A 24,532-nucleotide genomic window follows, 5' to 3' on the forward strand; every position below is an offset into this window, starting at 1 on the left:
CACCCTCACCAGTTGCGGAAGCGGGACGGCGGGTCGTACAGGCCGCCGGACCAGTGCACGAGGTCCTTGATCGAGCGGGCCGCAAGGAGGCTGCGGTCGGCATCAAGCGGGTCGATGCCGAGATCCTCCGGCCGGCAGATCACGCCGCGGGCGCGGAGACCTTCGACGGCCTTGCGGTCGCGGGCGAGGCCGACATCGGTGTAGCCGGCGACACCGCGGATGGCCTGTTCTCGCTCGGCTGGGCTGCGGCAGAGAAGGAGGTTAGCGATGCCCTCCTCGGTCACGATATGCGTGACGTCGTCGCCATAGATCATGACCGGCGCCAGATCGAGCTTCAGCCTGTCGGCGAGCTCGATGGCGTCGAGCCGCTCGACGAATTGAGGTGCGTTCTTCTCGCCAAACGTTTCGCCGATCTGCACTACCAGCTTGCGACCACGGCGCAGTGGCGCCGGCGATACCGGATCGGCATCGGCGCCGGCCTTCAGCCAGGGCTCGCTCGGATGACGGCGGCCGCGCGCGTCGGAGCCCATGTTGGGCGCGCCGCCGAAGCCTGCGACGCGGCTGGTCGTTACTGTTGAGGAATTGCCGGCTAGATCGATCTGCAGCGTCGAACCGATGAACATGTCGCAAGCATAGAGTCCGGCGACCTGCGAGAAGGCGCGATTGGAGCGCAGCGATCCGTCCGAGCCGGTGAAATAGATGTCCGGGCGGGCTCGGATATAACCGTCCATCCCGACCTCGGAGCCGAAGGAATGGATCTGCTCGACCCAGCCAGCCTCGATCGCCGGGATCAGCGCCGGATGCGGGTTGAGCGCAAAATGGGTGGCGATCTTGCCTTTGAGGCCGAGCCGTTCACCGAAAGTCGGCAGCAGCAGCTCGATTGCCGCGGTGGAGAAGCCGATGCCGTGGTTGAGCCGCCTGACGCCATAAGGGGCATAGATGCCCTTGATCGCGAGCATGGCGGTCAGAATCTGCGTTTCGGTGATCAGCGCCGGATCCCGGGTGAACAGCGGCTCGACGAAGAACGGGCGGCCGGCGTCGACCACGAAATGCACCCGGTCACCCGGGATATCGACGCGCGGCACGTGATCGACGATCTCTCCGACCTGCGCGATGACGATCCCGTCCTTGAAGGCGGTCGCCTCGACAACCGTCGGCGTATCCTCGGTGTTTGGGCCGGTATAGAGGTTGCCGTCGCGGTCGGCGCTCACGGCGGCGATCAATGCTACATGCGGCGTCAGGTCTATAAAGTAGCGCGCAAAGAGTTCGAGGTAGGTGTGGACAGCGCCCAGCTCGATCTTTCCGCCGAACAGCATCGCGGCGATGCGCGCCGACTGTGGTCCGGAATAGGCATAGTCGAGCCGCTTCGCGATCCCGCGCTCGAAAAGATCGAGATGGGCCGGCAGCACAACCCCAGACTGCACCATGTGAAGGGTGTTGAGCCGGGCCGGGTCGGCAGCGAGGAGGGCCGCGGACAGGAGGTCGGCCTGCTTCTGGTTGTCGCCCTCGAGGCAGACCCGGTCTCCGGGTTGGATGACCGCCTCCAGCAGGCGAGTCGCGTCACCAGCGGCGACGATCTTGCCTTCAGCCAGCTTGATGCCGGCCTCGATACGCCTATCGCGCCTGGCGCGATTCTGCTGCCATTCGGCCATGATGGGCCTTTCGCTCCGTGGGGAAAAGGGTGCGTGGGGGGCCGGGAGGGGGCGGCCCCCCACGCACCAGCCGCCGTCACTTGTCGAGGCTGCGGGCTGCCTCGGCGATCACATCGGCGACTTCCCGGGGGTGGGAGGCATAGACCGAGTGGCTGGCGCCCTCGATCACGATCCACTTGCTCTTGGCCCGCTCGTAATACCAACGCTCGAGTTCGGGACTGATGATCTGGTCGGAACCGGCGACGACCCCCCAACTCGGCTTGTCCTTCCAGGCAGCCGCAGTGAGGGGCGTTGCGAACACACTCTTCTGCGCGAGAACCTGCGAGCGCGAGGCGAATTCGGCGTCCGGTCGCGGCAGGTCGGGCGCGAACAGGGTCAGGAACTTGTCGTGCTCGAGATAGGTGTAGCCGTCGGGCGTCACATTGATCGCGCCTTCGGTCTTGCCGAGCACGCTCGGCGTCTTCGCGCCGAGGGCGCTCTCGTCTTCGCCGACATCGGGTGCGTGCGCCGCAATATAGACGAGCCCGACCACCTTCGGATCGACGCCAGCCTCGGTGATGACCGATCCGCCATAGCTATGGCCGACCAGCAGTACCGGTCCGTCCTGCAGATCGAGGATCCGCTTCGTCGCCGCAACATCGTCGGCGAACGAGGTTTCCGGCTCCTGCACCATCGTGACGGAATAGCCGTCCTTGACGAGAAAATCGTAGACGCCCTTCCAGCCAGAGGCATCGACCCAGGCTCCGTGTACGAGGACGATGTTCTTCAGCGGCGCTGCTTCGGCACCTGGCGCAGTCGCTATCAAAACACAGGCGGCCACAAGGCCGGCCCGGATCAGTCTGCTTGTTGTCATTGATCGTCTCCCGGGTTGAGGTTGTCTTGGCGGGCTGTGTCCGCCCGCATCGCTCTGATTGCCGATCCCTAGTCGGGCGGCAGCGGGTTGGTTGCTCCGCCTTACGAGGTGCTCACTGGCTGCATTAGGTCCAGTTCAGCAGATCCGGGTTTCAGCCTCTTTCGCGAAATCAGCAACGTTTGCGAAAAGGACCTCAAATCCGGCTCCAACCTCCCCGTTAAGATTTGGAGTCGCCCAGAGCGGCCGGCCCCGGCTGACCAGGATTCCCAAGCGCCGGCTCCGTGCCGCGGCTCTGGCGCTCCAGGGCGAACACGAAGGATTCGTAGGGGCGTCCGGTGGCGTGGCGCATGCCCATCTCGCAGGTCCGGTTGGCGGAGAAATACGCATCTGCCGACCGCTCAGCGACCGACTGCGCCTCCTCGCACGTAGCCGAGCGCACGAGTTCGGGATGGAGGAGCCCGCGGTCCCCTGCCGTCCCGCAGCAGGCGGCCCCGATCGGCACCTCGACTTCAAGTGCGAGGCTCCGTGCGATCTCCTCAAGAGCCCCGGTAAGCTCTAGATGCATCATGGAGCAAGTCGGGTGCAGCACCACGTGGCCGAGTTCCCGCTCGACGGAGAGCGCGGGCAGCAGATCGCGGCACCACTGGGTGACATCGATCAGCTTGATCCGCTTGAAGCGAGCCTCCCGCTCTTCGTCCAGGCTCCTGCAGACCTCGGTGACGAGCCCGTGCGTGCAAGAGGCCGCATCGATCACCACCGGCAGGCGCCCTTCTTCCGACCAACGCCACAGCGCATCGGCCATGCGGGTCGACATGTCGGCATGAGCACGCGCGTACCCCTTGGAACTGAAGGGAGTGGCGCAGCAGAGGCCCGCAACGTCCGGCGGTATCCAGAGGGGCCGACCGGCCCGCTCGGAGACCAGCAGCAGCGCCTCCGGCAGGCTCATCGGATCGCTGCAATCCGGGTCGCGGCCGAACATGCGGTTGATGCAGGCCGGGAAATAGACAGCCGCCGCGCCGTCCTTCATCGTGTGCGGCAGAGCCTTGGCCGCATGCGGCATCGGTCCTGGCACAGAGGGGAGCAGGTCCTCGGATATCACGCTGCGGCCGAGCCCGGTCAGCGCCGTAAGGGTACGGGTTCCGAAGGTCTTCTGGATCACGTCGGCAGTCGAAAGCCCGATGCGCGACAGTCGCTCCACCAGCGCCCAGTTGCGCGCCACGCGCAAGGCCACCGTTTCCTCGCGTTCGCTGCGCTCCATGCGCCGAAACGATCGCATGAGGCTGCCGGTATCGATGCCAATAGGGCAGCGGAGTGAGCACGTTCCGTCGCCTGCGCAGGTCTGGATGGCGTCGTATTCATAGTCCTTCTGGAGCCGGTCGAGCACAGCAGAGCCATCCGACTGTCGCGCCATCTCCCGCCGGAGCACGATGCGCTGCCGCGGCGTGGTGGTGACGTTGCGGCTCGGACAGACCGGCTCGCAGAAGCCGCATTCGATGCACTGGGAAGCATCTGCGACAGTCTCGATCATGGGAACGGATTTGAGCCGCTCCAGATGGAGCATCTTCCTGCGCGTCAGGATGACATTGGGTCCGAGGACGCCTTCCGGGTCCGCCAATTCCTTGATTCGCCACATCATCGCCGTGGCCTTTTCGCCCCATTCGGCAGCGAGGAACGGCGCCATGTTCAGGCCGGTCCCGTGTTCGGCTTTCAGCGACCCGTCATATTTCTGGACGACGAGCGACACGAGTTCTTCCATGAAGGCGGAGTAGCGGGCGCGGCTCTCTTCCTCGTCCAGCTTCGCGACCAGCATGAAATGAAGATTGCCATGCGCCGCATGCCCGGCGATGCCGGGTGTGAAGCCATGCTTCGCGAGCAATTGCTGCAGGTCGCGCGCTGCGGCGGCAAGGCTTGCCGGCGGGAAGCAGACATCCTCGGTGATTAGCATGGCTCCTGCGGGCCTCTGCTTGCCGACCAGGCCGAGCAGGCCCTCGCGGACGTGCCAGGCAAGCTCCACCGCCTCGGCGACACTCGTAAAGGCGACGGGCTGGAGAAGGCCCTTGCCCTCGAGGTGGGCTGTGATCTCGCTCTCCTTGAGCGCCAGGCTTTCAACCGAACCCGCGCCGAACTCGACCAGCAGGGCAGCCGCCTCCGGATCGAGCCGCGCCCAATAGCTGGGGGTGCCCTCGATCAGCTGGCTTGCCGCCGTCAATGCCGGCGCCACCATCAATTCCACCGCCGACGCACCCATCGCCACGAGATGCGGCACGACGGACACTGCAGCGTCGATCGACGGGAAGATCAGGAAGGCCACGCCCCTGACGGCCGGCACCGGAACGGTCTCCATCACCGCCTCGGCGATGAAGGCAAGCGTCCCCTCCGACCCAACGAGCAGCCGGCGGAATATCTGCAGAGGCGTCTCGCCATCGAGGAGAGCGCAGAGCCGGTAGCCATGCGTGTTGCGTATCGAGTATTTCCGGCGCACCCGTACGGCAAGTTCCGCGTCGGCTAGCAGTTCGGCACGCAGCTGCATCAGCCCCTCGGCCAGGGCTGGCTCGGCTGCCGCGAACGCCTCCTCGGCACCTGGCTCCGCCGTGTCGATGATCGTTCCCGATGGCAATACGAAGGTGCAGTCGGCCATGGTGCGATAGGCATCGCGGTCGAGCGTGCAGCGCATTCCTCCCGCATTGTTGGCGATCACGCCACCGATCGTGCAGGCGCCGTGGCTGGCCGGGTCGGGGCCAAGCTGACGGCCGTGCCGCGCAACATGGGCATTGGCAATGCCGAGGATAGTGCCGGCTTTCGCGCGGAGGCGCAGGCCGTTCTGCTCGATGCTGCAGCCTTGCCAGTATCGTCGGACATCGATCAGCACATCGTCCGACTGCGACTGGCCGTTGAGGCTCGTCCCGGCGGCGCGGAATACGGCCTTCCGACCATTCTGCCGACAGAATTCCAGCAGGCGTGCCATCTCGTCGACGCTGCGCGGCATGACGACGACATTGGGCAGGTAGCGATACGGACTGGCGTCCGATGCATAGCGAACGAGATCGGTCAGCCGATGAAGAACTCTGTCCGGCCCCAGCAAGCTCACCAGGGAGTCGCGCAGATCGGCCGGCGTTCCATCGATACGGTCGTCGGGAACGGCATCGCAGACGATCGAGCCTGACGGACGCCCGATCTTGGTGGGATTGGCCTCAAAGAGCTTCCTCAACCGCCCCTCCTGCTGATCAGCCTGCGGCGCACGGATGGCCGCTGCACGAGACTGATGCATCAGCGACCGGGCTTCTTCCCGGTTTCCGGCCCGAATTGCAGAAAACCGGTCAGCCGATTTCGCGCAGGTCCGACCCCACCAGCGGGCGGCCGATCAGTTCTGGCTTGGAGAGCTGTCGAGGCCGGGAACCAGCCCCGGATCGACTTCTGTGGGGCTTGGGGCCGGGGACGTGGCCGGAACCGGTAAACGCTCGACCTCGGACGCTTCCGCCACGGCCGGGCCGAGGCAATTCGCACGCGGCGCGGGCGGTTCGAAGAGGTTCGCGAGATCGTGCCACTGGGCCACGAGCCGTTGCCGCCAGCCCGGGTTCTCGCCTGCCGGCGCAGGATTGACGGTGATCGTGGCCGTCAGACCGGAGACGAGCGGAACCCCCGGCGGCACCTCGTCGATCGCGATGCGGACCGGAACCCGCTGGGCGAGCTGAACCCAGGTATAGATCGGATTGACGTCCGGCAGCCCCTGCGCGCCGGCCGCGGCGTTCCCGACGCTGATGCCGCGCGTGATCGTCTCGACATGGCCCTTGATGGGGGTGCCATAGCCCATCAGCTTCGCTTCGACGGGATCGCCGATGCAGATCTGGGCAAGCTTCGTCTCCTCGAAATAGCCGTCGATCCAGAAGCTCTCGGCATCCACGACCGAGATGTTGCTGTTGCCGACCGCCGCGAAATCGCCGACGCGCAGCAGCAGGTTGGTGACGTAGCCGTTGACCGGGCTCGTCACCTTGGTGCGCTCCATATTGATCCGGGCCTGCGCCAGTTGCTGGGTTGCGGCGTCGAAAGCAGCCTTCGCCTGCAAGGCGCCGCCGGCAAAGACCTGCTGCTCCTCGGGCGTGGTCGCGGCGTCCGACAGGCGCTGGCGACGGTCGGATTGCGCCTGCTTGACCTGGACGTCGGCCGCCGCCTGGTCGACGCCCGCCTGCGCGGTCCTCGCTGCGACTTCGAAGTTGAACGGGTCGATCTCGTAGAGCAGTTCGCCCTGCCGGACGAACTTGTTGTCGGCCACGGCGAGGCGGATGATCTCTCCCGACACTTGCGGAGCGATATTGGCAACCTGGACACGCACGACGCCATTCCGCGTCCAAGGCGTCGTCGCGTAGTACTGCCAGACCATCAGAACTGCCACGACCGCCGCGGCTGCGACGGCCAGCGTGGCGAGCGTCGTCGCTGCTTTCGCGACGAAGTGCAAGACGGGTGATCTGCGGCGCGCCTCGATCGAGGCAGCATTGGTCGGGGGAGCTGTCGGCAGCGATTCCGCGGCGACCGGGGCTTCCGCAGGGGCAGGTCTCGGCTCAGGGGCGGAGCTTGCCGCTGCGAGTGAGCTGGGCGTGGACAGCACGGACGTGGATGGCTCGGCCATGGACATCCTCTAGGTCAGGATCGTGATGAGCGCGAAGATCGCGACGAAGAGGCCGCACTCCGCCAGTGACGGGTTCGAGAACCAGTGTCCGAATCCGATGCGCGCCAGGACCGGGCGAAGCACGAGCGCGACAAGGATCGCGAGACCGAGCGTGCGGACGATCGGAGCGATCATGACGCCGCCGATGACGAGATCGTAGAAGCGCGGGGTCATCGCGTGTCGGGCTCCCGCAACCTGGCGAGAGCGAGCCCCGCTGCGGCGAGAGCCGCCGCGCCCGTGCTCGGCATCCTCGAGGCCAGCAGATCCGCGGCGGCGATCATGCCTCCTGCATTGGCCGCTGCGACGGCCGCTGCGGACGCCCGGCGCTGATCGTGAGGCGTGTCGGCCGGGAGCATGTCGAGCGCCCCGCCGGCGAGGCGGAGGATCGCGGCCTCGTCGAACATGCGCAATGCCGCCTCGACATCGCTCTGCCCGGCGGTATCCTTCCCCGTGGTTGCCGCGATCCGCGACACGCGCCCGGCATCGCGGAACATCTGCTCTTCGCGGTGGGGGCGGTGACTTGCCTGCCGGTTGTCGAGGTCCCGGGCCGCCTCGCCGAGCAGGATGCGGCGCTGGCGGGCCGGCTCGAGCGGCGGTAGCAGTTTCTGGCAGATAGCAAGCAGCAGAGATGCGAGGCACAGGAAGAGGCAGGAGAACAGGAAGGTCTGTGGACTGTAACTCTGTTGGTTGGCAGGGCTGAAGATCGCGATCGCAAAGACTAGATTACTGCGGCCGAGCGAGGCCAAAGCGAGGTTCGGCAGCGTCATCAGCAGCGTCGGCACCAGGACGAACGGCAGCAGGCCGATCGCGAGCAGCGGGAAATCGCTGACGCCATCCAGGACGACGAATTCGAGGATCCCGGCCAGGAGGCCGCCGATCGGCGCCGCGACCAGTGCAAGCTTGGAGGCGCCGGCGGGATCCGGCGCCATGAAGGACAGGCCGATCAGGATGCCGACGAAGGCAAGGGACACGCTTGTGGCGTCCCAGCCGGCGAGAGCGAGCGCCGCTGCCGAAAGACTGAAATAGACGATCGCGCGCAAGGCGTTGGCGGCTGCGATCCGGGTGGACCGGTAAAGCGGAGAGCGCCATCCGCGCTGCGGCAGCTTGCTGGCCGTCAATGCCGCAAGGCTGGCGGCAACGTCGCCTTGTCTCCGCCTGAGCTCGGCCGTCATCCAGGCGATGGCACCGGCGGCGGGGGCGCGTGGATCGCGCGTGGCGCCCTGCCCCGCCGTCAGGACGGCGAGCATCCGCGCGGCTGCGAGCGTGAACACCAGGTCGACCATGGCGGTGCGCGCAGCGGTGCTGCGCCTGGGTCCGAGGCTCGACTCGAGCGCGAGGCCGGTGATGTCGGGCCTGAGGCCGGTGATGTCGCGCAGCAGCGCGGCGCTTTCGCCGGCGCCCGGCGAAATGCCCTGCAGCGCCGCCCGGCCGAACGCCGCGACGCGGTGCTGCAGGTCGGCGAGGCGCTGGTGGATCCTCGGGTGATGATCGGGCGCGAAGAGGATGTCGTTGACGAGCGTCGAGGCGATGATGCCGACGACAATCGCTGCCCCGCGCTCATGGGCCAGCTGGAACACGCTCTGCGGCATATCGAGAGGCTCGATGGCGACCAGCGCCACCGAGATTATGCACAGCACCGCGGCATAGCTGCGGAAGCCGTCCAGAAGGCAGGAGACGAAGACGCAGGCACCGATCCAGAGCGCGAGCACCGCGATCAGGAGCCCGCCCGTCTGGTGGAAGATCCCGATGATGCCAACCGCCGCCGTCAGGCCGATGATGCTGGCGGCGACGCGATAGGCCGCCTTCTCCATCCCCTGCCCGCGGGTCGGGAAGGCCAGCACCGCCACGGTTAGCGCGGCCGTCGCGGGAGACTGGAGTTCGAGGCGGAACGCGGCATAGAGCGCGAGCACCAGGGCGATCCAGGTTCGCAGCGCGAAGGCCCAGCCCGCAATTGGAAAGCCGGCCAGGACGAGGGGCCGTTGCCCGACAGCCGCGGTCATGTCGATCGCTTCTCGCGGCTCGGCTGCCCATAAGAGGCGTCCGGATCGACCTTGCCCTTGAAGACGAAGTAGACGGAAATCGTGTAGGCGAGCGTGATCGGCAGGACGACGATCCCCGCCCCCCAGAACATGAAGGACTGGCTTGCATGCGGCGCTGCCGCTTCGGCGATCGTGACCGAGAACGGGATGATGTAGGGATAGAAGGAGACAGCGAGAGTTGCGAAGGCGGCCGCGAAGATGACGGCGCCGCACAGGAACGGTGCCAGATCCATCCGCCGGCGGATCGCGAGCGCCATCGCCGCGGAGGCCAGCGCGCCGATCACCGGGAAGACGATCAGGACGGGCCGCTCCAGCCAGAGATTCATGACGGCGAGGTCGAGCGCCAGCGAATAGGCGAAGATCGCGGCGAGAAGGACAAGCACGGCGACGAGCAGCCTGGGCAGCACGCCGAAGGCGAATGCCTGCACGTCATCGGTCGTCTTGCGCGTCAACCATCCGGCGCCGAGCAGCGCATAGCCGAGCAACAGCGCGATCCCGCACAGCACGGCGAAGGGCGATAGCCAGCCGAACGCGCCGCCGACATAACGCCCATCGGCGATCGGAAGGCCTTCGACCAGGGCGCCGATCGCGACGCCCTGCACGAAGGTGGCGACCAGCGATCCGAGAATGAAGCACCAGGTCCAGAACCCGGGATGGCGGCTCTTCTCGCGGAACTCGAAGGAGACGCCGCGCAGGATGAGCCCGGTCAGCATGACGATGATCGGCAGGTAGAAGGCCGAAAGCAGGGTCGCATAAACGAGGGGGAAGACCCCGAACAGGATCGTCCCGGCGATCACCAGCCACGTCTCGTTGCCGTCCCAGACCGGAGCGATCGCGCGGAGCATGTGCCGGCGCCCCCGCTCGTTCGGCATCAGGGCCAGCAGCATTCCGACGCCCAGGTCAAACCCGTCCAGAAGGACATAGAGCAGGATCGAGAGCGCGAGCGCGGCCGTCCAAAATTCCGTCATGATGCCACCTCCTGGTGCGAAACGGCCACAGGACCGGGGACACCGGGGCTCTCGCCGGGAATGGACAGGGGTCGTTTCGGGTTGGTCTCGCCCGGCTCGAAAAGGGGGATCGGCACGGGACCGCGCAGGATCAGGCGGAAGATGTAGGTCACCCCTGCCGCGAAGATGACCGCATAGACGACGGTGAAGATGATGATTGTCGCCCAGACCTGCGCGCCGGTGAGGGACGGCGTGACCGCGTCGGCCGTGCGCAGCATGCCGTAGACGGTCCAGGGCTGGCGACCGACTTCGGCCGTGAACCAGCCGGTCAGCGTCGCTGTGAAGCCGAGCGGAAATGAGATGGCTATCGCCCGGAGGAGCCATTGTCGATCCTCGAGCCGCCCGCGGGCGATCTGCAGGCAGCCGTACCAGGCGAGACCGAGCATCAGTAGCCCACACCCCACCATGATGCGGAACGCGAAAAAGGGGATGATGACGGGCGGGCGTTCCGCATCCGGAAAGCTCTCGATCCCCACCTCCTTCGCCGTCAGGCTCATCGAGCCGATCAGGCTGCCAAGATACGGGATGGTAACGGCGAAGTCGTTCGACTGCGTGGCCTCGTTGGGCCATGCGATCAGCACTTCCGACGCTGGCTGCTCATCCTTCCACCGCGCTTCGATAGCCGCGAACTTCGCCGGCTGCTTATCATGGGTGTAGTCGCCGACCAGATGGCCGACCAAGAGCTGAGCTGGAACGAGCACCGCGGCGAGGCCTAGGGCCATGCGCAGCATGACCGCGGCCTCGGCCCTGAACGCGCCATGCAGCAGGTGCCACGCCCCGGCCGCAGCGATACAGAATGCGGAGGTGATATAGGCGGCCAGCAGCATATGCGGGAATCGCACCCAGACGACCGGGCTGAACAGGATCGCGCGCCAGTCGTTCGGCCAGAACACGCCGTCAGGCTGCAGTTCGAAGCCGACCGGTGACTGCATCCAGCTGTTGTTGACCATGATCCAGAATGACGAAAGCGTCGTTCCGAGCGCCACCATTAGGCAGGAAAAGAGATAGAGCCAGCTCGGCACGCGGCCGCGGCCCAACATCAAAACGCCAAAAAAGCTTGCCTCGAGCGCGAAGGCCGTGAAGCTCTCATAGAGCAGAAGCGGCCCCTGGATGGGACCGGTCCGCCGTGCGAGTTCGCTCCAGTTGGTGCCGAACTGGAAGGCCATCACGATACCCGAGACGACCCCCATGCCGAAGGCGATAGCGAAGATCGTGAGCCAGTAATCGAACAGTCGCCGATAGACCGGTCGACCGGTCGCCAGCCATCGCGCCTCAAGCACACAGAGCCAGGCCGCAAGCCCCACTGTGAAGGCCGGGAAGATGATATGGAATGACACGGTCCCAGCGAACTGGAGGCGGGACAGCAACAGGGCGGTCGTGTCCATGACACGGTTCCTTTCCAGCAAGTTGCCTTGAAGTGCGCAGCCGAGGACCAGTGGCCATCGTGGCGTCGCTTTACTTCATGTTCTCGACGACCATCTCCCAGACGTCGTGTCACTTGCCGTGCAAGACCGCCCTCGCGCCGTCGAGGGCCATGCCGAGGGCGGCTTCGGGTTGCATGAAGGGTGGTGGAGGCATAACGAGCTCCATCGGGCTGACCTTGACGTGCGGTAGCGCCGGCCCCGGTTGTTCCAGCCAGGCCAGAACGGCCACCTCTTCACGCCGGCGGTGACGAGAACATCGATCAGGACATCAGAGACACGCTGGCTCAAGGACGCAGCTCCTCATTCGGAGTGAATGACGAAATCACCACTAGAGCCCGAACGGCGCGAGCCGCCCTGCCCGATTGCTGGCTTCCATCGTCGGCCGCCCTCAGCCTCCGCTGACGACGTCTGGCATGATTTTGCCCATCTCCATGGCCTGACTGGCGGGACCTTCCAGAATGCTGAGGACAATCTGGTCGTTGGGCGCGCCGGTTGCCTCCTGCACTAAAGCCCAGAGCTGGACGAGCAGACCGCGTTTGTAGACATCGGAACGGCCCGTACGGATCAGAAGCGTCAGCGCAACCGCCGCTGCTGGCACGCCCGCAGTGAAGCCGCTACCCGGCTGGTAATCCTGAAAGACCACATGGACCCAGTTGCGCGGCACATCGGCATATTCGTGGTGCAGCGCCGTCAGCTTCTCTGCGAGAGCCTGTTTGCCCGTTGCCGTGAGGCTGCCGGCTTCAGTAACGATCGTATAGAGCGGCATGCTTCGCCTCCTTGTCGTCGGCTACCGCAGCAGGTTGGACTGAGCGAGATCGATGAGCTCGCCTCCACGTCCATCGAGGACCGCCTTCAGCATGAACATGCTGAAGGACTCCGCTTCCTCGACCGTCTTGACCGGTGGCATTACCAATTCCTGCCGGACGCTGACGACGTCGAGTAGGGCCGGCCCGTCATGGGCAAGCACCTCTTTGACGGCGGCCTCGAGGTCGGACGGATCCTCCACCCGCACCCCCTTAATCCCCATTGCCTCTGCCATCGCGGCAAAGTTCGGGTTCTTCAGATCGACGCCGGCGTCCAAGAATCCAGAAGCCTTCATCTCGAGCTCCACGAAGCCGAGCGTGCCGTTGTTGAGGACCACGACCTTCACCGGCAATCCATGCTGGATGAGCGTGACGAACTCGCCCATCATCATCGTGAAGCCGCCGTCGCCTGACATCGAGATGACCTGGCGTTCCGGAAACGCCGCCTGGGCCCCGATCGCCTGCAGCATGGCATTGGCCATCGAGCCGTGGCTGAACGAGCCAACGAGGCGGCGACGACCGTTCAGCTTCAGGTATCGCGCTGCCCAGGCCACGGGCGTGCCGACGTCGCAGGTAAAGATTGCGTCGTTGCTCGCATAGTCGCTCACGAGGCGATTAAGATATTGAGGATGGATGTGGCGCGTTCCGGGCCCGCCCTCGGCGAGCGCATCGAGATCGGCGCGCGCTTTGCGATAATCGGCGCGGGCGTCGTCAAGATGCGCACTGTCCTCCTTGACGTCGATTTTCGGAAGAAGAGCGGCGAGTGTGTCATGCACGGTGCCGACGACGCCAAGATCGAGGGAACAGCGATTGCCGAGCGCCGCGGCGCGAATATCGACCTGGGCGACACGCGCGTGAGTGGGGAAGAACTGGCGGTAGGGGAAGTCGGTGCCGAGCAGAAGAAGCGTGTCGCAGTTCTTCATTGCATTGTAGCCGGACGAAAAGCCGAGCAGGCCTGTCATGCCAACATCATAAGGATTGTCGTGCTCCACGAATTCCTTGCCACGAAGCGCGTGCACAATCGGCGCTCGCAGGCGTCGCGCCAGCTCCACCACCTCGTCATGAGCGTGGATGCAGCCGGCACCGCAGAAGAGCGTGACGCGCTCGCCCTCGTTCAAGAGATCAGCCAGTGCATCGAGCTCGCTCTCGCCCGGACGCACGATCGGCTCAGCGGGCAGCAGCCAGGAGGGCACACTCTTTTCGAGGGGCTTCAGCGCGATGTCCCCGGGCAGCACTACCACCGCGACGCCGCGTTCGGCCACTGCGACCCGCATGGCGCGAAGCAGCACCTGCGGCAACTGGGCCGGGCTCGAGACCAGCTCGGCATAGTGGCTGCATTCTCGGAACAGGCTCTCTGGATGCGTCGCCTGGAAGTAGTCGATACCGATTTCGCTACTCGGAATATGCGCTGCAATGGCAAGCATCGGGACTCGGCTTCGCTGCGCCTCATAGAGCCCATTGATGAGATGAAGGTTTCCCGGTCCGCAACTGCCGGCGCAGACCGCCAATTCTCCGGTCAGGTGAGCCTCCGCCGCGGCGGCGAAGGCGGCACCCTCTTCGTGGCGCATATGGATCCACTCGATGGCACCGAGCCGCCGCAGCGCGTCGGTGAAGCCGTTCAGCGAATCCCCCACCACGCCGTAGATGCGCTTCACGCCGGCAGCTGCGAGCGTGTCCGCGAGGAAATCGGCTCCGGTCTGCGTCATTGGTCAAAACTCCCATGTTGCGGCGGAGCCGCGCTCACAGCGCTGCCAGGCGCTTGACGGACTAGGCGAGGTAGTTCTTCAGGATTGGCAGATCGGTGACCGAATAAGCCATCCCGAACCTGTAGCCGCGGCCCACCCGCAGGGGAGCGATCGCGTGCATGTCCTCGCCAGCCACCACTGGAATCGACAGCTCGGCCGATGCCGCCCAGACATCGGTGAAGGTGAGGTCGTCCATGAGCGAGAGCGTCAGCTCATTGACGGCCGGCTGGTCCTGCTTGCCGGCGCTAAGCTGCGGGAAGTAGCGGCGGATGATCGTCGGTCGGTTGAACACCGTTCGGGGATCATCGACTTTCGCCTCCAGTTGGATGCGGGCCGTCGCCAGCCTTTCGCCATGCGCCGAAATGCTTGCACCAAACCTGCTGCCGGCCGCGACTGGGGCAGCAGCGGCGCTCGGCGCGGCGAAGCTGCGCGTCTGAAAAACGCTGCCAAGCTTCTTCGGGTAGCCCTGGACCCAGCCCCGAGCGAGCGCGGCATCATTGTCGACAAAGATGTAGGGGCAGAAATTGACCGGCTTGCCATCCAGTCGCGCCTCGACGAGCACAAAGGCCTCGCGGTACTGATAGCGGGCCGGATCCGTGAGTTCGTCGTTCTCGCCCGTAAACTGCCAGTCGAGAAACCAGAAGAACGCTCTTCCCTGATCCGCCTCGTCAGGGACCAACCCCGGCGGCAGGAGCGCAGTGACGGCGGCGGGGTCCGCCCAATATTCGATCGCAATGCAATCGCTCGAATAGTGCCACGGCGGTGGCGGCGTTAGTTGTGACGCACCTTCCGGGGTCAGAGGTACGGTGTAGCCCTTGAGCATTGTGCGGCCTCTCTTCCAGGGGAACGATCCTTGGTGCGCCAGAAAATGCCGGATGACGCGGGAGGCGTCTTTCAACCTTCCGGCGCGAATTTTACAAAGTCGGCACGGCGCCCGACGATCGGCCGAGATAATCGATCCGCGAGTCGAGCAGCAGTGGTCCAACGGGTGCTTCGCCCGACAGATGCTCCCGGCGCCACCGCCCCGGGCTCACCCTGTTCCGTGCTTTGAATGCGATACTGAAATGGCTCTGATTGCCGAAACCGCAGGCGAGCGCGATTTCGGCGAGTGATATCTCAGGATCGAGCAAAAGCTGTTCAGCTCGGTTGATCCGGCACGATATCAGCCACTGATGTGGGCTGACGCCGGTCGTGTTCCGGAAGGCACGGCCGAAATGTGCGCTCGATATCCGACATTCTCGAGCGAGTTCGGCCAGCGAAACATCGAGATTAGCATTCATCATCTCTTTCGCGCGCCGCTCCTGCCAGGGCGCAAGGCGTGTTGGGGAGGCTGATGTCTGCACCGTGCGTTCACTGTAGCGGCCAATGATATGGGCGCAGGCGCCGCTGAGAAGGCCGTCAAGCAGGAGGCCGCTGAGCGGGTGCCGGCCGGACAGGGCAGCGCGCGCGCCCTCTGCCAGGCCCCTCATGACCGGATCGTTCCAGCCACGCGGCAGATCACTTCGGAGTTCGGAGATCGATGCCTTGTCGATCTCGGACGCCGCACGGTTCAATGCGGTGAGGGGTAGCGAAAAGTGAATGAAGTGGGAGGGACCGTGGACAAGCGCGCGCGGATCCTGCCGCTGATCGATGATATAGGTCTCGCCGGACAGTCCGGGCTCGACCGGGACAGAACGCCCGTTCAGCCATAGCTCGTGGTCGACGCCCCGTAGGAGAACGGCGACGTGGAAGCTCTCCTGATAACCCAGCGACTGGTTCGGTCCGGTCCTGCGGGGCTCCAGGAGAATCTCCGACAGCGTCAGTTCGCCGGGTCTCTGGATGTGTTGGAGGTGCGGGGGTGGCTCCGGCGCCTCAAAGCTCTCGGCTATGAGCGAAGCGGGGCTGCGGCGCGATAAGACCTTAGGGGGATATTGCGTGCTCATGCGAAAAGCTTCGCTGCGCATCGCGTCGCCGGCGAGTTTTGGTTTGTAAATTCCGGTAAAACATCGGCACCGCAATAGAGGCGTCAGCGGGTACCGAGCCGGACTATCAGGCGGCGCGACGCAAGGAGATCGGGCGTATCCCAGCCTTCCTTGAACTGCTCATAGACAGAAGCGAGAAGCGAGCGTGCCCGCGCTTTGTCCTCTTCGGCGACGAGGCGCGCCAAAGGCAGTGCGGCGCGCAGTTCCCATCCCGGGGAGGAACGTAGCTTCGCTTCCGCGAGGGCGGACTCAAGCATCTCCTTGGCGGAGCCGATGTCAGGGTTGGGCTGCTGGAGCAGGATCTCGCCACGAGCGCGCTGGATGTCGGACAACCACATCGTGCCGCCAGCACGTCTCGCACGGGCCATTGCGTCGTCGATGACGGCAAGGGCTTCGATCGGCCGGCCGCACCCGGCCAGCGCCTCGGCCTGCGCCCGCATCGTCCCGAAAATGGCCGTGTAGTACTGGTTCACCTCTGCGGCATGCACGGCCTCGCCCAGCATTCCGGCTGCTGCCTGGGCGTCGCCTTCGAGCAAAAGCCACTCGCCCTTCATGGCGAGGCCGACGGCATGATAGGGCGCCAGAGCGTGGGTCCGCGCTCGCGACAGCAACTCGTCCGCCATCGCCCCTGCCCTCGCCAGATCGCCGAGCCAGAAGAATACCGGGGTCAGGTAGGAGAGCGCGATGCAATGCGTCACCGGATGATCATACAACCTCGCCTTCTGGAGTCCCTGTTCGGCAATCGCGAGCGCTCGATCGGGCATACCGCTGAGCCAAAGTGCGCGTGAATAGGTCGTGTAACCGGACACATGAAGGCTATGACCGAAAATATTGAGCCGCTCCGCACTGAGGCCCGCCGCATTGCTAAATGCAATCTCACAATGGCGGCGCGCTGCAGACTGCCGTCCAATTAGGTGCAGTGAAACTGCAAGAAGCCACTCGGTCAGCGCCTTCTGTGCTAGATCGTCCATCCCCCGCGTGATCCTTCGGCGCCTGCGCGCTGCGGCCAGCGAGCCATGAAAATCGGCACGCCTGGAGTGAAAAGTGTAATAGCCCGTCAGCAGTTGCAGATGCCGTCCCGTATCCGCGTGTGCTGTCGCGATCTCCAGTGCCCGCTCGTAGGTCCGCCTGACTTCTTCGCCATTGCCGCTGCCATACATCAGCGCCGTCGCAAGCGTTTCCTGCAACGAAAGCTCGAGCATTGATCCGCGGCAGTCATCGTCGAGCGCGTTGAGGCCGAGCCGGCACCAATGACGACAATCGTCAAGCAGCGAGAGCCCCAAGAACAGAGGCCCCGCCGACGACGCCAGATCGGTTCCGGTTCGGCGATCTCCTGAAACCGAAAAGCTCCAAGAAAGCGCCTTGCGGATATTGCCCAGGTGCGGAACGAGCTGGGATACCGCTCCCGTCACAATGTCGGGTCCGGAACCATTTCCAGTTCTGAGCAGATCAGCGAAATAGACAGCATGGCGCTGTGCGAGCTTGCTTGCCTCGCTTGCTTCAGCAAGACGCAATTCCGCATAGGCGCGTGTCGTGTCAAGGAGTCGGAAGCAGGCTGGTCCTGATTTCGGCGCAACGGCCACGAGCGACTTGTCGATGAGGCCGGCAACAGCTGCGCCCACGGAAGCGGTACCTAGCCCTGTTTCACCCGTGACAGCGCTGGCGGCAGCCATCGAGAATGGACCTGCGAACACAGAAAGCTTGCGAAAGACATCTTGTTCGAAAGGCGAGAGGCGCGCGTAGCTCCAGTCGAGTGTCGCCTGAAGGGTCTGATGACGCATCTGGCCAATTCGATCGCCCTGAAGGAACAGCTCACCGCCCCCGTCGAGCATTTCGGCGAGCGTATCGAACCCATAGGTCCCAGCCCGACTCGCAGCGATCTCGATCGCAAGTGCTATGCCGTCAAGCCGTCGGCAGATTGCCGCCACCACGGGAGCTTCGGAATCCCGGAGGGGCCCCGAGTGGCCGCTGGAAATCGCTCGATCCATGAACAGTTGAACTGCCGGCGCGGCGAGTGCCTGGGATGCGGTTGGCGTTCCAAACGCGGGACATCCGAGGGGCAGCAGACTGTGAACAGTCTCCTCCTGGATGCGGAGGGCCTCACGGCTGGTTGCAACGATGTGGACATTGGGCGCTCCCTTGAGCAATGTCGCCACGAGGGGCGCCATGGCCTCGATCACGTGCTCGCAGCTATCCAGTATCAGGAGCATGTGCCGGTCAGCGAGATGCTGGGCCAAAGTGGCCAGCGGATCCGGACCACGAACCGCGCAGCCCGCGGCCGCCAGAACGACGCCGACCGCGAGGGTTGGTTCACCCACTGCCCCGAGATCAGCAAATGCGATCGACGGCGCAGCAAAATCTGAAGCGAGCGCTTGAGCTGTTGCGACAGCGACAGTTGTCTTGCCGACCCCGCCGGGTCCTACAATGGTCACAAAGCGCCGCGAGAGTACCTGAAGGCAGAGGGCATCGACGGTTTCATGCCGTCCGAATACAGTTGCTGGCAGCTGAGGGAGTTTTGCAAGGTCGGCGGGTGGTGCAAATCGCGTCTGCCGATCGAGCCGCTGGATGGGAGCAACGAAAACATATCCACGCCCCGAAACGGCGGCAATGAACTTGGCGCCTTCAGCGCTGTCGCCCAAGAATTTGCGCAGAGACGCGATCTGGACGCGAAGATTCGCATCCTCGACGGTGGCATGCGGCCAGGCGCGCTGCATCAATTCGCGCGCTCCAACAACCTCTCCGGCACGCTCGGTAAGTGCGGTCAGGATCTCGAAAGCCCGACTTCCCAGCGGTACCCTATCCCCGTTCCTGAGCAGCAGCCGTTTACCTGGAACGAGCGTAAACGGCCCAAAGACAAGAATGTCGATGCTAGCGCTCAAGAATCCTCGCTGCTCTAGGTCATTTAGGGCCACCGTGCTGCCGCGCCCATCAGCGGACTAAGATAATATGCAATGGCGGCAGACGTATCGCCATCCTCGGCAACACCAGTGTCGAGGATGGCGAGAACGAGGTATTTGAAGGCCCGGTTAGGCCGAAATAACCAGCAAGCATCGGTACAGAACGGTTGTTGACGATAGAGCTCAACCGAGCACATGCCCTTAACGCCTTGGAAAGACAGCACATATAGCGAGCTCGTTGCTGTGCCAGTCGGCCCATGAGATAAACCTGCTGTGGTGACCCGAAGGCGGGGGCAATAACCTCGTCTAGCACCGGGCGTGCTGCAACGAGGCGGAATTGTCCGTTCACGGTCGGCAGCTTGCAATACACTGAAATGGATTGAAGGGGGGGCGCAAGATGGACGACCTCAAGAGCGCCAAGCCCGTGATTTTCGCGGTTGCGCTTCTAGTCACCCTTTTCATTTCCGCCTGTGCATTCTTGTTGTTTGAAGGCGGCATCCTCTCTCTGTTCTTTCTAGCCATCACAAGCGCGCTTCTTGGTGGGTCGATCCATTCTTACTATCGGGAACGCCTTCTCCGCAAAACCGAACGTGGTTTCGTCGAGAACATTCCGGGCCTGGGGTGGACTTCCGACGGCGGCGGACGAATACGTAGCATGAACTCTCGAATGAGGGAGTTCCTTCAGGTGCCGCGGGGCTCCCTCGTAGTTTCTCCAGAGTCCATTCACCCGGAAGATAAGTACAAGACGCTGGATCTATGGGGGCAGCAGCACAGATCGGAAAAGCGTGGCACGCACCGTCTTCTCGGTCCTGATGGACGCTATCACTGGTTTCGATCGGCAGTGCATCCCATCCTTGATCAAAGCGGTGTGGTCGTTTCGTCGTGGGGAACGTTCATTGACATCAGTGATCTGAAAGCAGCCGAAGACGCTCTGCGCAGCAGCGAGGAGAACCTCAGAACAATCCTAGATCACATTCCAGAAAATATCGTGATTGCGGACAGCAATGGAGAGAATGAATACTCCAATCAACATAGCATGATCTTCTACGGCAGCATGTTTCACGAGGTGAACGGATCAGGATATCACAAGTTCATTCATCCGGATGACGTGGACGAATACGTTGCCGATACCCTATTTTGCATCGAGAACGCTGTGCCGATGAATCGGCTGGTCCGCCAGCGTAGATATGATGGCGTATATCGCTGGTTCAGGATGCGCGTGAATCCGGCATTCGACGAGAATGGCAAGGTCGTTCGTTGGTACGGTCTCCACATCGATATCGATGACGAAGTGAAGGCCATGGCGGCTTTGCAGGATGCGAAAGACAAGCTGGCACAGGCGTCGGAATATGCAAGCTTGGCGGAGCTTGCGGCCTCGATCGCTCACGAGGTCAACCAGCCATTGGCTGCCGTGGTTACTAATAGTGAAGCCTGTCAACTCTGGCTGTCAGCCGAATCGCTGAACCTCGACAGAGCTCGAACGAATGTCAGCCGAATAGTCCGCGATGCGAAGGGCGCGGCCGACATTGTAAGCCGGATACGCGAGCTATTTGCAAAAAAGGCGCCTCACAAGGAAGCGGCCGATATCAATAACCTCTTGAATGAGATGATCGGCTTAATCTTAAAGAAATACTCCGACAAACGACTATCAATTTCCATGGACCTGGATGAACATATTCCTCTCATAGAACTCGATAGAGTACAGATTCAGCAGCTTATGTTTAACATTCTGCGAAATGGCGTTGAGGCGATGCGAGAAAACGGAGAAGTGCCGATGAGACTGGATATCAGCTCTCGTGTGGCTGGCGACGCCGCGATTGTGAGGGTTGCCGATAACGGGATCGGGCTGGCGGACTCACGTAAGGTCTTCGAGCCCTTTTTTACCACGAAGAGCGATGGGATGGGCATGGGGCTGTCCATCTGTCGAACCATTGTTGATGCGCATTCAGGTCGGCTCTGGGCGGAGGCTAACCCATCGCGAGGTGCAGTGTTCGCGTTCGAACTCCCGATCCACGATGCTATCTCTCTCGGGGACATCGGTCGCCGCGGGAGCCGCGACCAGCCCGACGTGTAGTGGCCGTCGGGAGCGGCTAGGCACGCGTGATCGTGTCTGCATAGCCGTTACCGCAAGAGACAGAAGCCGCACGGACTCTATCCTGAACACCGCCTGTCCCGAGGCGACTCTCCTGCCCCCGCCTGTCAAGAAGATCAGATTCATGCCGGGCGCACTCGGCTCGCGGGCAATGGGCGCCTGCACTTGTCCAGCCGGAAGCTCTAACGTGCTTCTGTTATGGATCAGCTGACCTCGTCGCTGGTAAAGTCCGTGGAGTGCATTCGCAAGTTTGGCTTCTCCGGGCGGGTGGTCGGATATGTCAGAGGACACGGGAATTGCCTTCGTCGTCGACGATGATCAGCGCGTCTGTGAGGCCGTGAGTGATCTCCTCGCGGCGCACGGAATTGATACATGGACCTTTGGTTCGGCTGCCAACTATACCGCCTTCGAAAGACCCGACCGGGCAGCATGCCTGCTTCTCGATATCGAACTCCCAGACATCAACGGGCTTGAACTTCAGACGAAATTCAACCGCGAGGATCATCCACCCATCGTCTTCATCACCGGCCATGGCGACATTCAGTCTTCTGTGCGGGCGATGAAAGGCGGCGCCGTGGACTTCCTTACGAAGCCGTTTCTGCAGAACGAACTCGTGGCTTCCGTCCGAGCGGCGATCGAGCTCGATCATAGCAATCGCCGGCAGAAGTCTGAACTGGCAATCCTGCGAGACCGTCTCGCCCTCTTGACACCAAGAGAGAGAGAAGTCCTACCGCTGGTCACTAGCGGCCTGATGAACAAGCAAGCCGCGGCGAAACTCGGCGTAAGTGAGGTGACGCTGCAGATTCATCGAAGCAACATTACCAGGAAGATGCAGTCTACTTCGTTTGCCGATCTCGTGCGCATGGCCGAGAAATTGAACTTCTTGGCGAACCGCCTCATCGGCGAGCGTGTCGAAAAATGACAGGTGGGAAGAAATCTATTGCAGTCGTCGACGATGATCAGCGGATTCTGGAATCCATCGAGGACTTGCTGGAAGCCGTCGGCCATTCAGTCCAGCTGTTCGCATCTGCAGAGGCACTCATAGAAGCAGACGCAGTGGACGGCCTTGACTGCCTGATTACGGATATTGGACTTCCCGCCATCGACGGTATCGAGCTCTGTCGGATCGTACGCACATCGTGTCCGGACTTGCCTGTCATCTTCATCACCGGACGCTACGAGACTGCTGATCAAACGCGCGCGTCAAGGAGTAACCACCAGGGCTATTTCCGCAAGCCCTTCGACGCCACCGCTCTGCTCGCGGCCGTTTCGCAGGCGCTCTCGACCCCCGGAGGCCATCATCATGACGGTTGAACCATCGATGAGAACGTTCGGAAAGCAGACTCGGGCGGCCCTCGTCCCCGACCGCAGCTGGGCGTCAGGTCAGGCAACCCCGACGGTTCCGGCCAGTCTCGAATTTGGCCCTTTCAGTCTGAGGGCAAGCGAGCGTCTGCTGACGCGGAACGGGGTTCCGGTCTCGATAGGCGGCCGCGCTTTCGACCTGCTGCTCGCCTTGGTTGATCGGGCCGGCCAGGTTGTTGGAGCAAGACAACTCCACAACCTCGTGTGGCCCGACGTCGTTGTCGAGGAAGCCAATCTTCGCGTGTGCATAGCTACCCTTCGCCGGACACTCGGCGAGCAAAATGGCGAGGCCCGCTATATCGTCAATGTGGCCGGTCGGGGCTACGCTTTTGTGGCACCAGTCAATCGGATTGCGCCGACAGAGGCTCAGACTCATCCTGGCGCCGGCAGTTTCTGCGCGGCTTCGACGTTGGGACAGCCACCGCAACTTCTGATCAGTCCCAACGAAACGATCGATGTCCTGTCTCGCCTTCTGGCATCAGACACCTTTGCGAGACTGACCGAGACCAGCAATGTCGTCCCCACAGCAGTTGCACGGGCCCTCCTGGCCTTGCTTCACGAGGCGTGCGGCCTCGACGCAGCGTGCTTTATTCTGATTTCACAGCGACAGGCCCGTCTAGACGGCGGCCGGGAGACATCTGCGTTGGCGGAACATCCGCCGCACCAGCCAACCGGCAATGCCACTATCGGCGCGCATCCTGCCGATATGCGACTGCTGATCGTTCCCGGTCGCTGCCAGCTGGTGACCATGAATATGACACCGCTCTTTGATAATCTGTTGCCAGTTGCCTCTGTTCATTTCCTGGCCACCAGCCGGGAGGCTAAACGAGCAGGCCTCGCAGGTATGAGCAGGCTCCTGCATCCGGCAGATTGCGGAGCCGATAGTGCGGCCATGATCGACGCCCTTAACCAGGTCGGCATCACCGCAATGTCCTTTCAGCAGTGGCGTGCAGAGTTAGGCCGACCGACCGGCCACGCGTCGCTCCGCATCGAAGAACTGCAAAAGGAGAATGAACGTCTCCGCCAGGCCATCTCCGATTTGACCCTTGAGAAGGTCATCCTAAGGGAAGCTTCGATCGGCAATTTGTAGGCCGACGCGATTCTGGTGGCGACTCAGATCGACCAGGGATCGCAGTAAACGAGGGTAGCTCGTTACGAGTCCAGATTATCCCAGGTGACAGGGATTTTCAGTGGCTTAATGAGAACGGCGAGACAGTGGACGTCCCGTCACCGCTACGCATTGCACAACTCACGACAGTTTTTCGTCGCAACTGCCAAGGACGCAGCACACCGAGTCGCCTCAGTCCTCGCATCCAATGTCCCTGATCGAGTTCTCTGCCCCCCGGCCGATGAATCGCCGACTCCAGCTGCATTTGTACGACGGAGGGCTAGCTCTACGTTGCTGCGGCCAACTCCCTATTCTTTCCGGGAGAGTTCCCTGTTCTCGCGCGCTGGACCCGATAACGTAAACCATTGATTTGGCGTCGCTATCGGCGTTGTCACGCTTGAAAGAGGCCGATATCGGCGAAATCTTCCCTGTATTTTCCCTGATAACAGAGAAATCAACAGAGGCGGGTTAGCGACCCACTGCGTCCACCGCCACTAACTTCTTGTTCTCAATTGTTTTTTGACCTTTGAGAGACTGCGGCCGACAGCGCCGTCGTTTTCGGGGCTTGTGAGCCGCCGCTCTTCACGAGGGTGCGGAGAGACGCATTTTGCGCCCCGTCAACCGTGCATTCTGAGCCCCCGTCTCCGTGGCGCCCTTCGGCAGTACCCAATTTGCCATTTCGGGTACCGGCGCTTCGGCGTGTCGAAGCGGTCTGCTCTTTGTCCTCGCCTGCGATCCCGGTCTTCTCGATGTCGTTGGCGATGTTCATGATCTTGCTCCGTTGGGCACCAGCCCTCTGCTGGCGCTTGCACGGAGACGAGCCCGGCAAAGATCAGGAGCCGGGCGGCGGCGGCGGCAGGTTTCCCGGCCGCCTTGACGCGGTCACAGCAATGCTCGCACCGCGGGCGAAGTCCAGTCGGAATTAG

The 24,532-nt window shown here is 63.1% G+C and carries 17 protein-coding genes and 1 pseudogene; 4 read left to right on the forward strand and 14 right to left on the reverse strand.

Annotated elements, in window-relative coordinates; genetic code table 11:
* Positions 1 to 5: 5 nt before the first annotated feature.
* From mdcA to BUB39_RS20915, 13 genes are all read right to left on the reverse strand, one after another.
* Positions 6 to 1,652, reverse strand: coding sequence for a malonate decarboxylase subunit alpha (gene mdcA, locus BUB39_RS20855; protein WP_073057677.1), 1,647 nt, complete (start codon positions 1,650 to 1,652; stop codon positions 6 to 8).
* A 76-nt stretch (positions 1,653 to 1,728) separates the two neighbouring features.
* Complete coding sequence (locus tag BUB39_RS20860; RefSeq protein WP_073057679.1) at positions 1,729 to 2,505, reverse strand: alpha/beta hydrolase; 777 nt, start codon at positions 2,503 to 2,505, stop codon at positions 1,729 to 1,731.
* Positions 2,506 to 2,722: 217 nt separating this feature from the next.
* The gene (locus BUB39_RS20865) at positions 2,723 to 5,713 is read right to left on the reverse strand and encodes an FAD-binding and (Fe-S)-binding domain-containing protein (protein WP_073057921.1); all 2,991 of its coding nucleotides are present in this window, start codon (positions 5,711 to 5,713) and stop codon (positions 2,723 to 2,725) included.
* A 153-nt stretch (positions 5,714 to 5,866) separates the two neighbouring features.
* Positions 5,867 to 7,129 (reverse strand): HlyD family secretion protein, encoded by a 1,263-nt coding sequence (locus BUB39_RS20870; protein ID WP_084527812.1) that lies wholly within the window; start codon positions 7,127 to 7,129, stop codon positions 5,867 to 5,869.
* A 9-nt stretch (positions 7,130 to 7,138) separates the two neighbouring features.
* Positions 7,139 to 7,342 carry a DUF1656 domain-containing protein gene (locus BUB39_RS20875; RefSeq protein ID WP_073057681.1) on the reverse strand — a complete coding sequence of 68 codons (204 nt, stop codon included), beginning with the start codon at positions 7,340 to 7,342 and terminating at the stop codon, positions 7,139 to 7,141.
* Positions 7,339 to 9,168, reverse strand: a complete 1,830-nt coding sequence (locus BUB39_RS20880; protein WP_073057683.1) for an FUSC family protein — start codon at positions 9,166 to 9,168, stop codon at positions 7,339 to 7,341. Before BUB39_RS20880 ends, BUB39_RS20875 begins: the two co-directional genes overlap by 4 nt.
* Positions 9,165 to 10,175: a cytochrome d ubiquinol oxidase subunit II gene (cydB, locus tag BUB39_RS20885; protein WP_073057684.1), complete on the reverse strand. Its 1,011-nt coding sequence runs from the start codon at positions 10,173 to 10,175 to the stop codon at positions 9,165 to 9,167. Before cydB ends, BUB39_RS20880 begins: the two co-directional genes overlap by 4 nt.
* On the reverse strand, positions 10,172 to 11,599 hold the full coding sequence (locus BUB39_RS20890) for a cytochrome ubiquinol oxidase subunit I (RefSeq protein ID WP_073057686.1): 1,428 nt from the start codon (positions 11,597 to 11,599) through the stop codon (positions 10,172 to 10,174). The genes cydB and BUB39_RS20890 overlap by 4 nt, the downstream gene beginning before the upstream one ends.
* 427 nt (positions 11,600 to 12,026) lie before the next feature.
* Positions 12,027 to 12,404 carry a tautomerase family protein gene (locus BUB39_RS20895; protein WP_073057687.1) on the reverse strand — a complete coding sequence of 126 codons (378 nt, stop codon included), beginning with the start codon at positions 12,402 to 12,404 and terminating at the stop codon, positions 12,027 to 12,029.
* 21 nt (positions 12,405 to 12,425) lie between these two features.
* Positions 12,426 to 14,147 carry a ubiquinone-dependent pyruvate dehydrogenase gene (gene poxB, locus BUB39_RS20900; RefSeq protein ID WP_073057689.1) on the reverse strand — a complete coding sequence of 574 codons (1,722 nt, stop codon included), beginning with the start codon at positions 14,145 to 14,147 and terminating at the stop codon, positions 12,426 to 12,428.
* A 61-nt stretch (positions 14,148 to 14,208) separates the two neighbouring features.
* Positions 14,209 to 15,009, reverse strand: a complete 801-nt coding sequence (locus BUB39_RS20905; RefSeq protein WP_073057690.1) for an acetoacetate decarboxylase family protein — start codon at positions 15,007 to 15,009, stop codon at positions 14,209 to 14,211.
* A gap of 91 nt (positions 15,010 to 15,100) precedes the next feature.
* The gene (locus BUB39_RS20910; protein ID WP_175561919.1) at positions 15,101 to 16,108 is read right to left on the reverse strand and encodes a helix-turn-helix domain-containing protein; all 1,008 of its coding nucleotides are present in this window, start codon (positions 16,106 to 16,108) and stop codon (positions 15,101 to 15,103) included.
* Between the two features lie 83 nt (positions 16,109 to 16,191).
* Positions 16,192 to 19,026 (reverse strand): ATP-binding protein, encoded by a 2,835-nt coding sequence (locus BUB39_RS20915; protein ID WP_073057694.1) that lies wholly within the window; start codon positions 19,024 to 19,026, stop codon positions 16,192 to 16,194.
* A gap of 415 nt (positions 19,027 to 19,441) precedes the next feature.
* Between BUB39_RS20915 and BUB39_RS20920 the strand changes: the two genes are divergently transcribed.
* The 4 genes and pseudogenes from BUB39_RS20920 to BUB39_RS25830 all read left to right on the forward strand — a co-directional run.
* The gene (locus tag BUB39_RS20920) at positions 19,442 to 21,118 is read left to right on the forward strand and encodes a sensor histidine kinase (protein ID WP_139251565.1); all 1,677 of its coding nucleotides are present in this window, start codon (positions 19,442 to 19,444) and stop codon (positions 21,116 to 21,118) included.
* A gap of 295 nt (positions 21,119 to 21,413) precedes the next feature.
* Positions 21,414 to 22,058 carry a response regulator transcription factor gene (locus tag BUB39_RS20925; RefSeq protein WP_073057697.1) on the forward strand — a complete coding sequence of 215 codons (645 nt, stop codon included), beginning with the start codon at positions 21,414 to 21,416 and terminating at the stop codon, positions 22,056 to 22,058.
* Positions 22,055 to 22,450 carry a response regulator transcription factor gene (locus tag BUB39_RS20930; RefSeq protein ID WP_073057699.1) on the forward strand — a complete coding sequence of 132 codons (396 nt, stop codon included), beginning with the start codon at positions 22,055 to 22,057 and terminating at the stop codon, positions 22,448 to 22,450. Before BUB39_RS20925 ends, BUB39_RS20930 begins: the two co-directional genes overlap by 4 nt.
* A 7-nt stretch (positions 22,451 to 22,457) precedes the next feature.
* Positions 22,458 to 22,817, forward strand: a pseudogene (locus BUB39_RS25830) (winged helix-turn-helix domain-containing protein); the annotation flags it as partial.
* Between the two features lie 1,297 nt (positions 22,818 to 24,114).
* Here the strand turns inward: BUB39_RS25830 and BUB39_RS25290 are convergent.
* Complete coding sequence (locus BUB39_RS25290) at positions 24,115 to 24,375, reverse strand: hypothetical protein (protein ID WP_139251566.1); 261 nt, start codon at positions 24,373 to 24,375, stop codon at positions 24,115 to 24,117.
* Positions 24,376 to 24,532 lie beyond the last annotated feature (157 nt).

Source organism: Kaistia soli DSM 19436 (assembly GCF_900129325.1).
In the GTDB taxonomy this organism is placed as follows: domain Bacteria; phylum Pseudomonadota; class Alphaproteobacteria; order Rhizobiales; family Kaistiaceae; genus Kaistia; species Kaistia soli.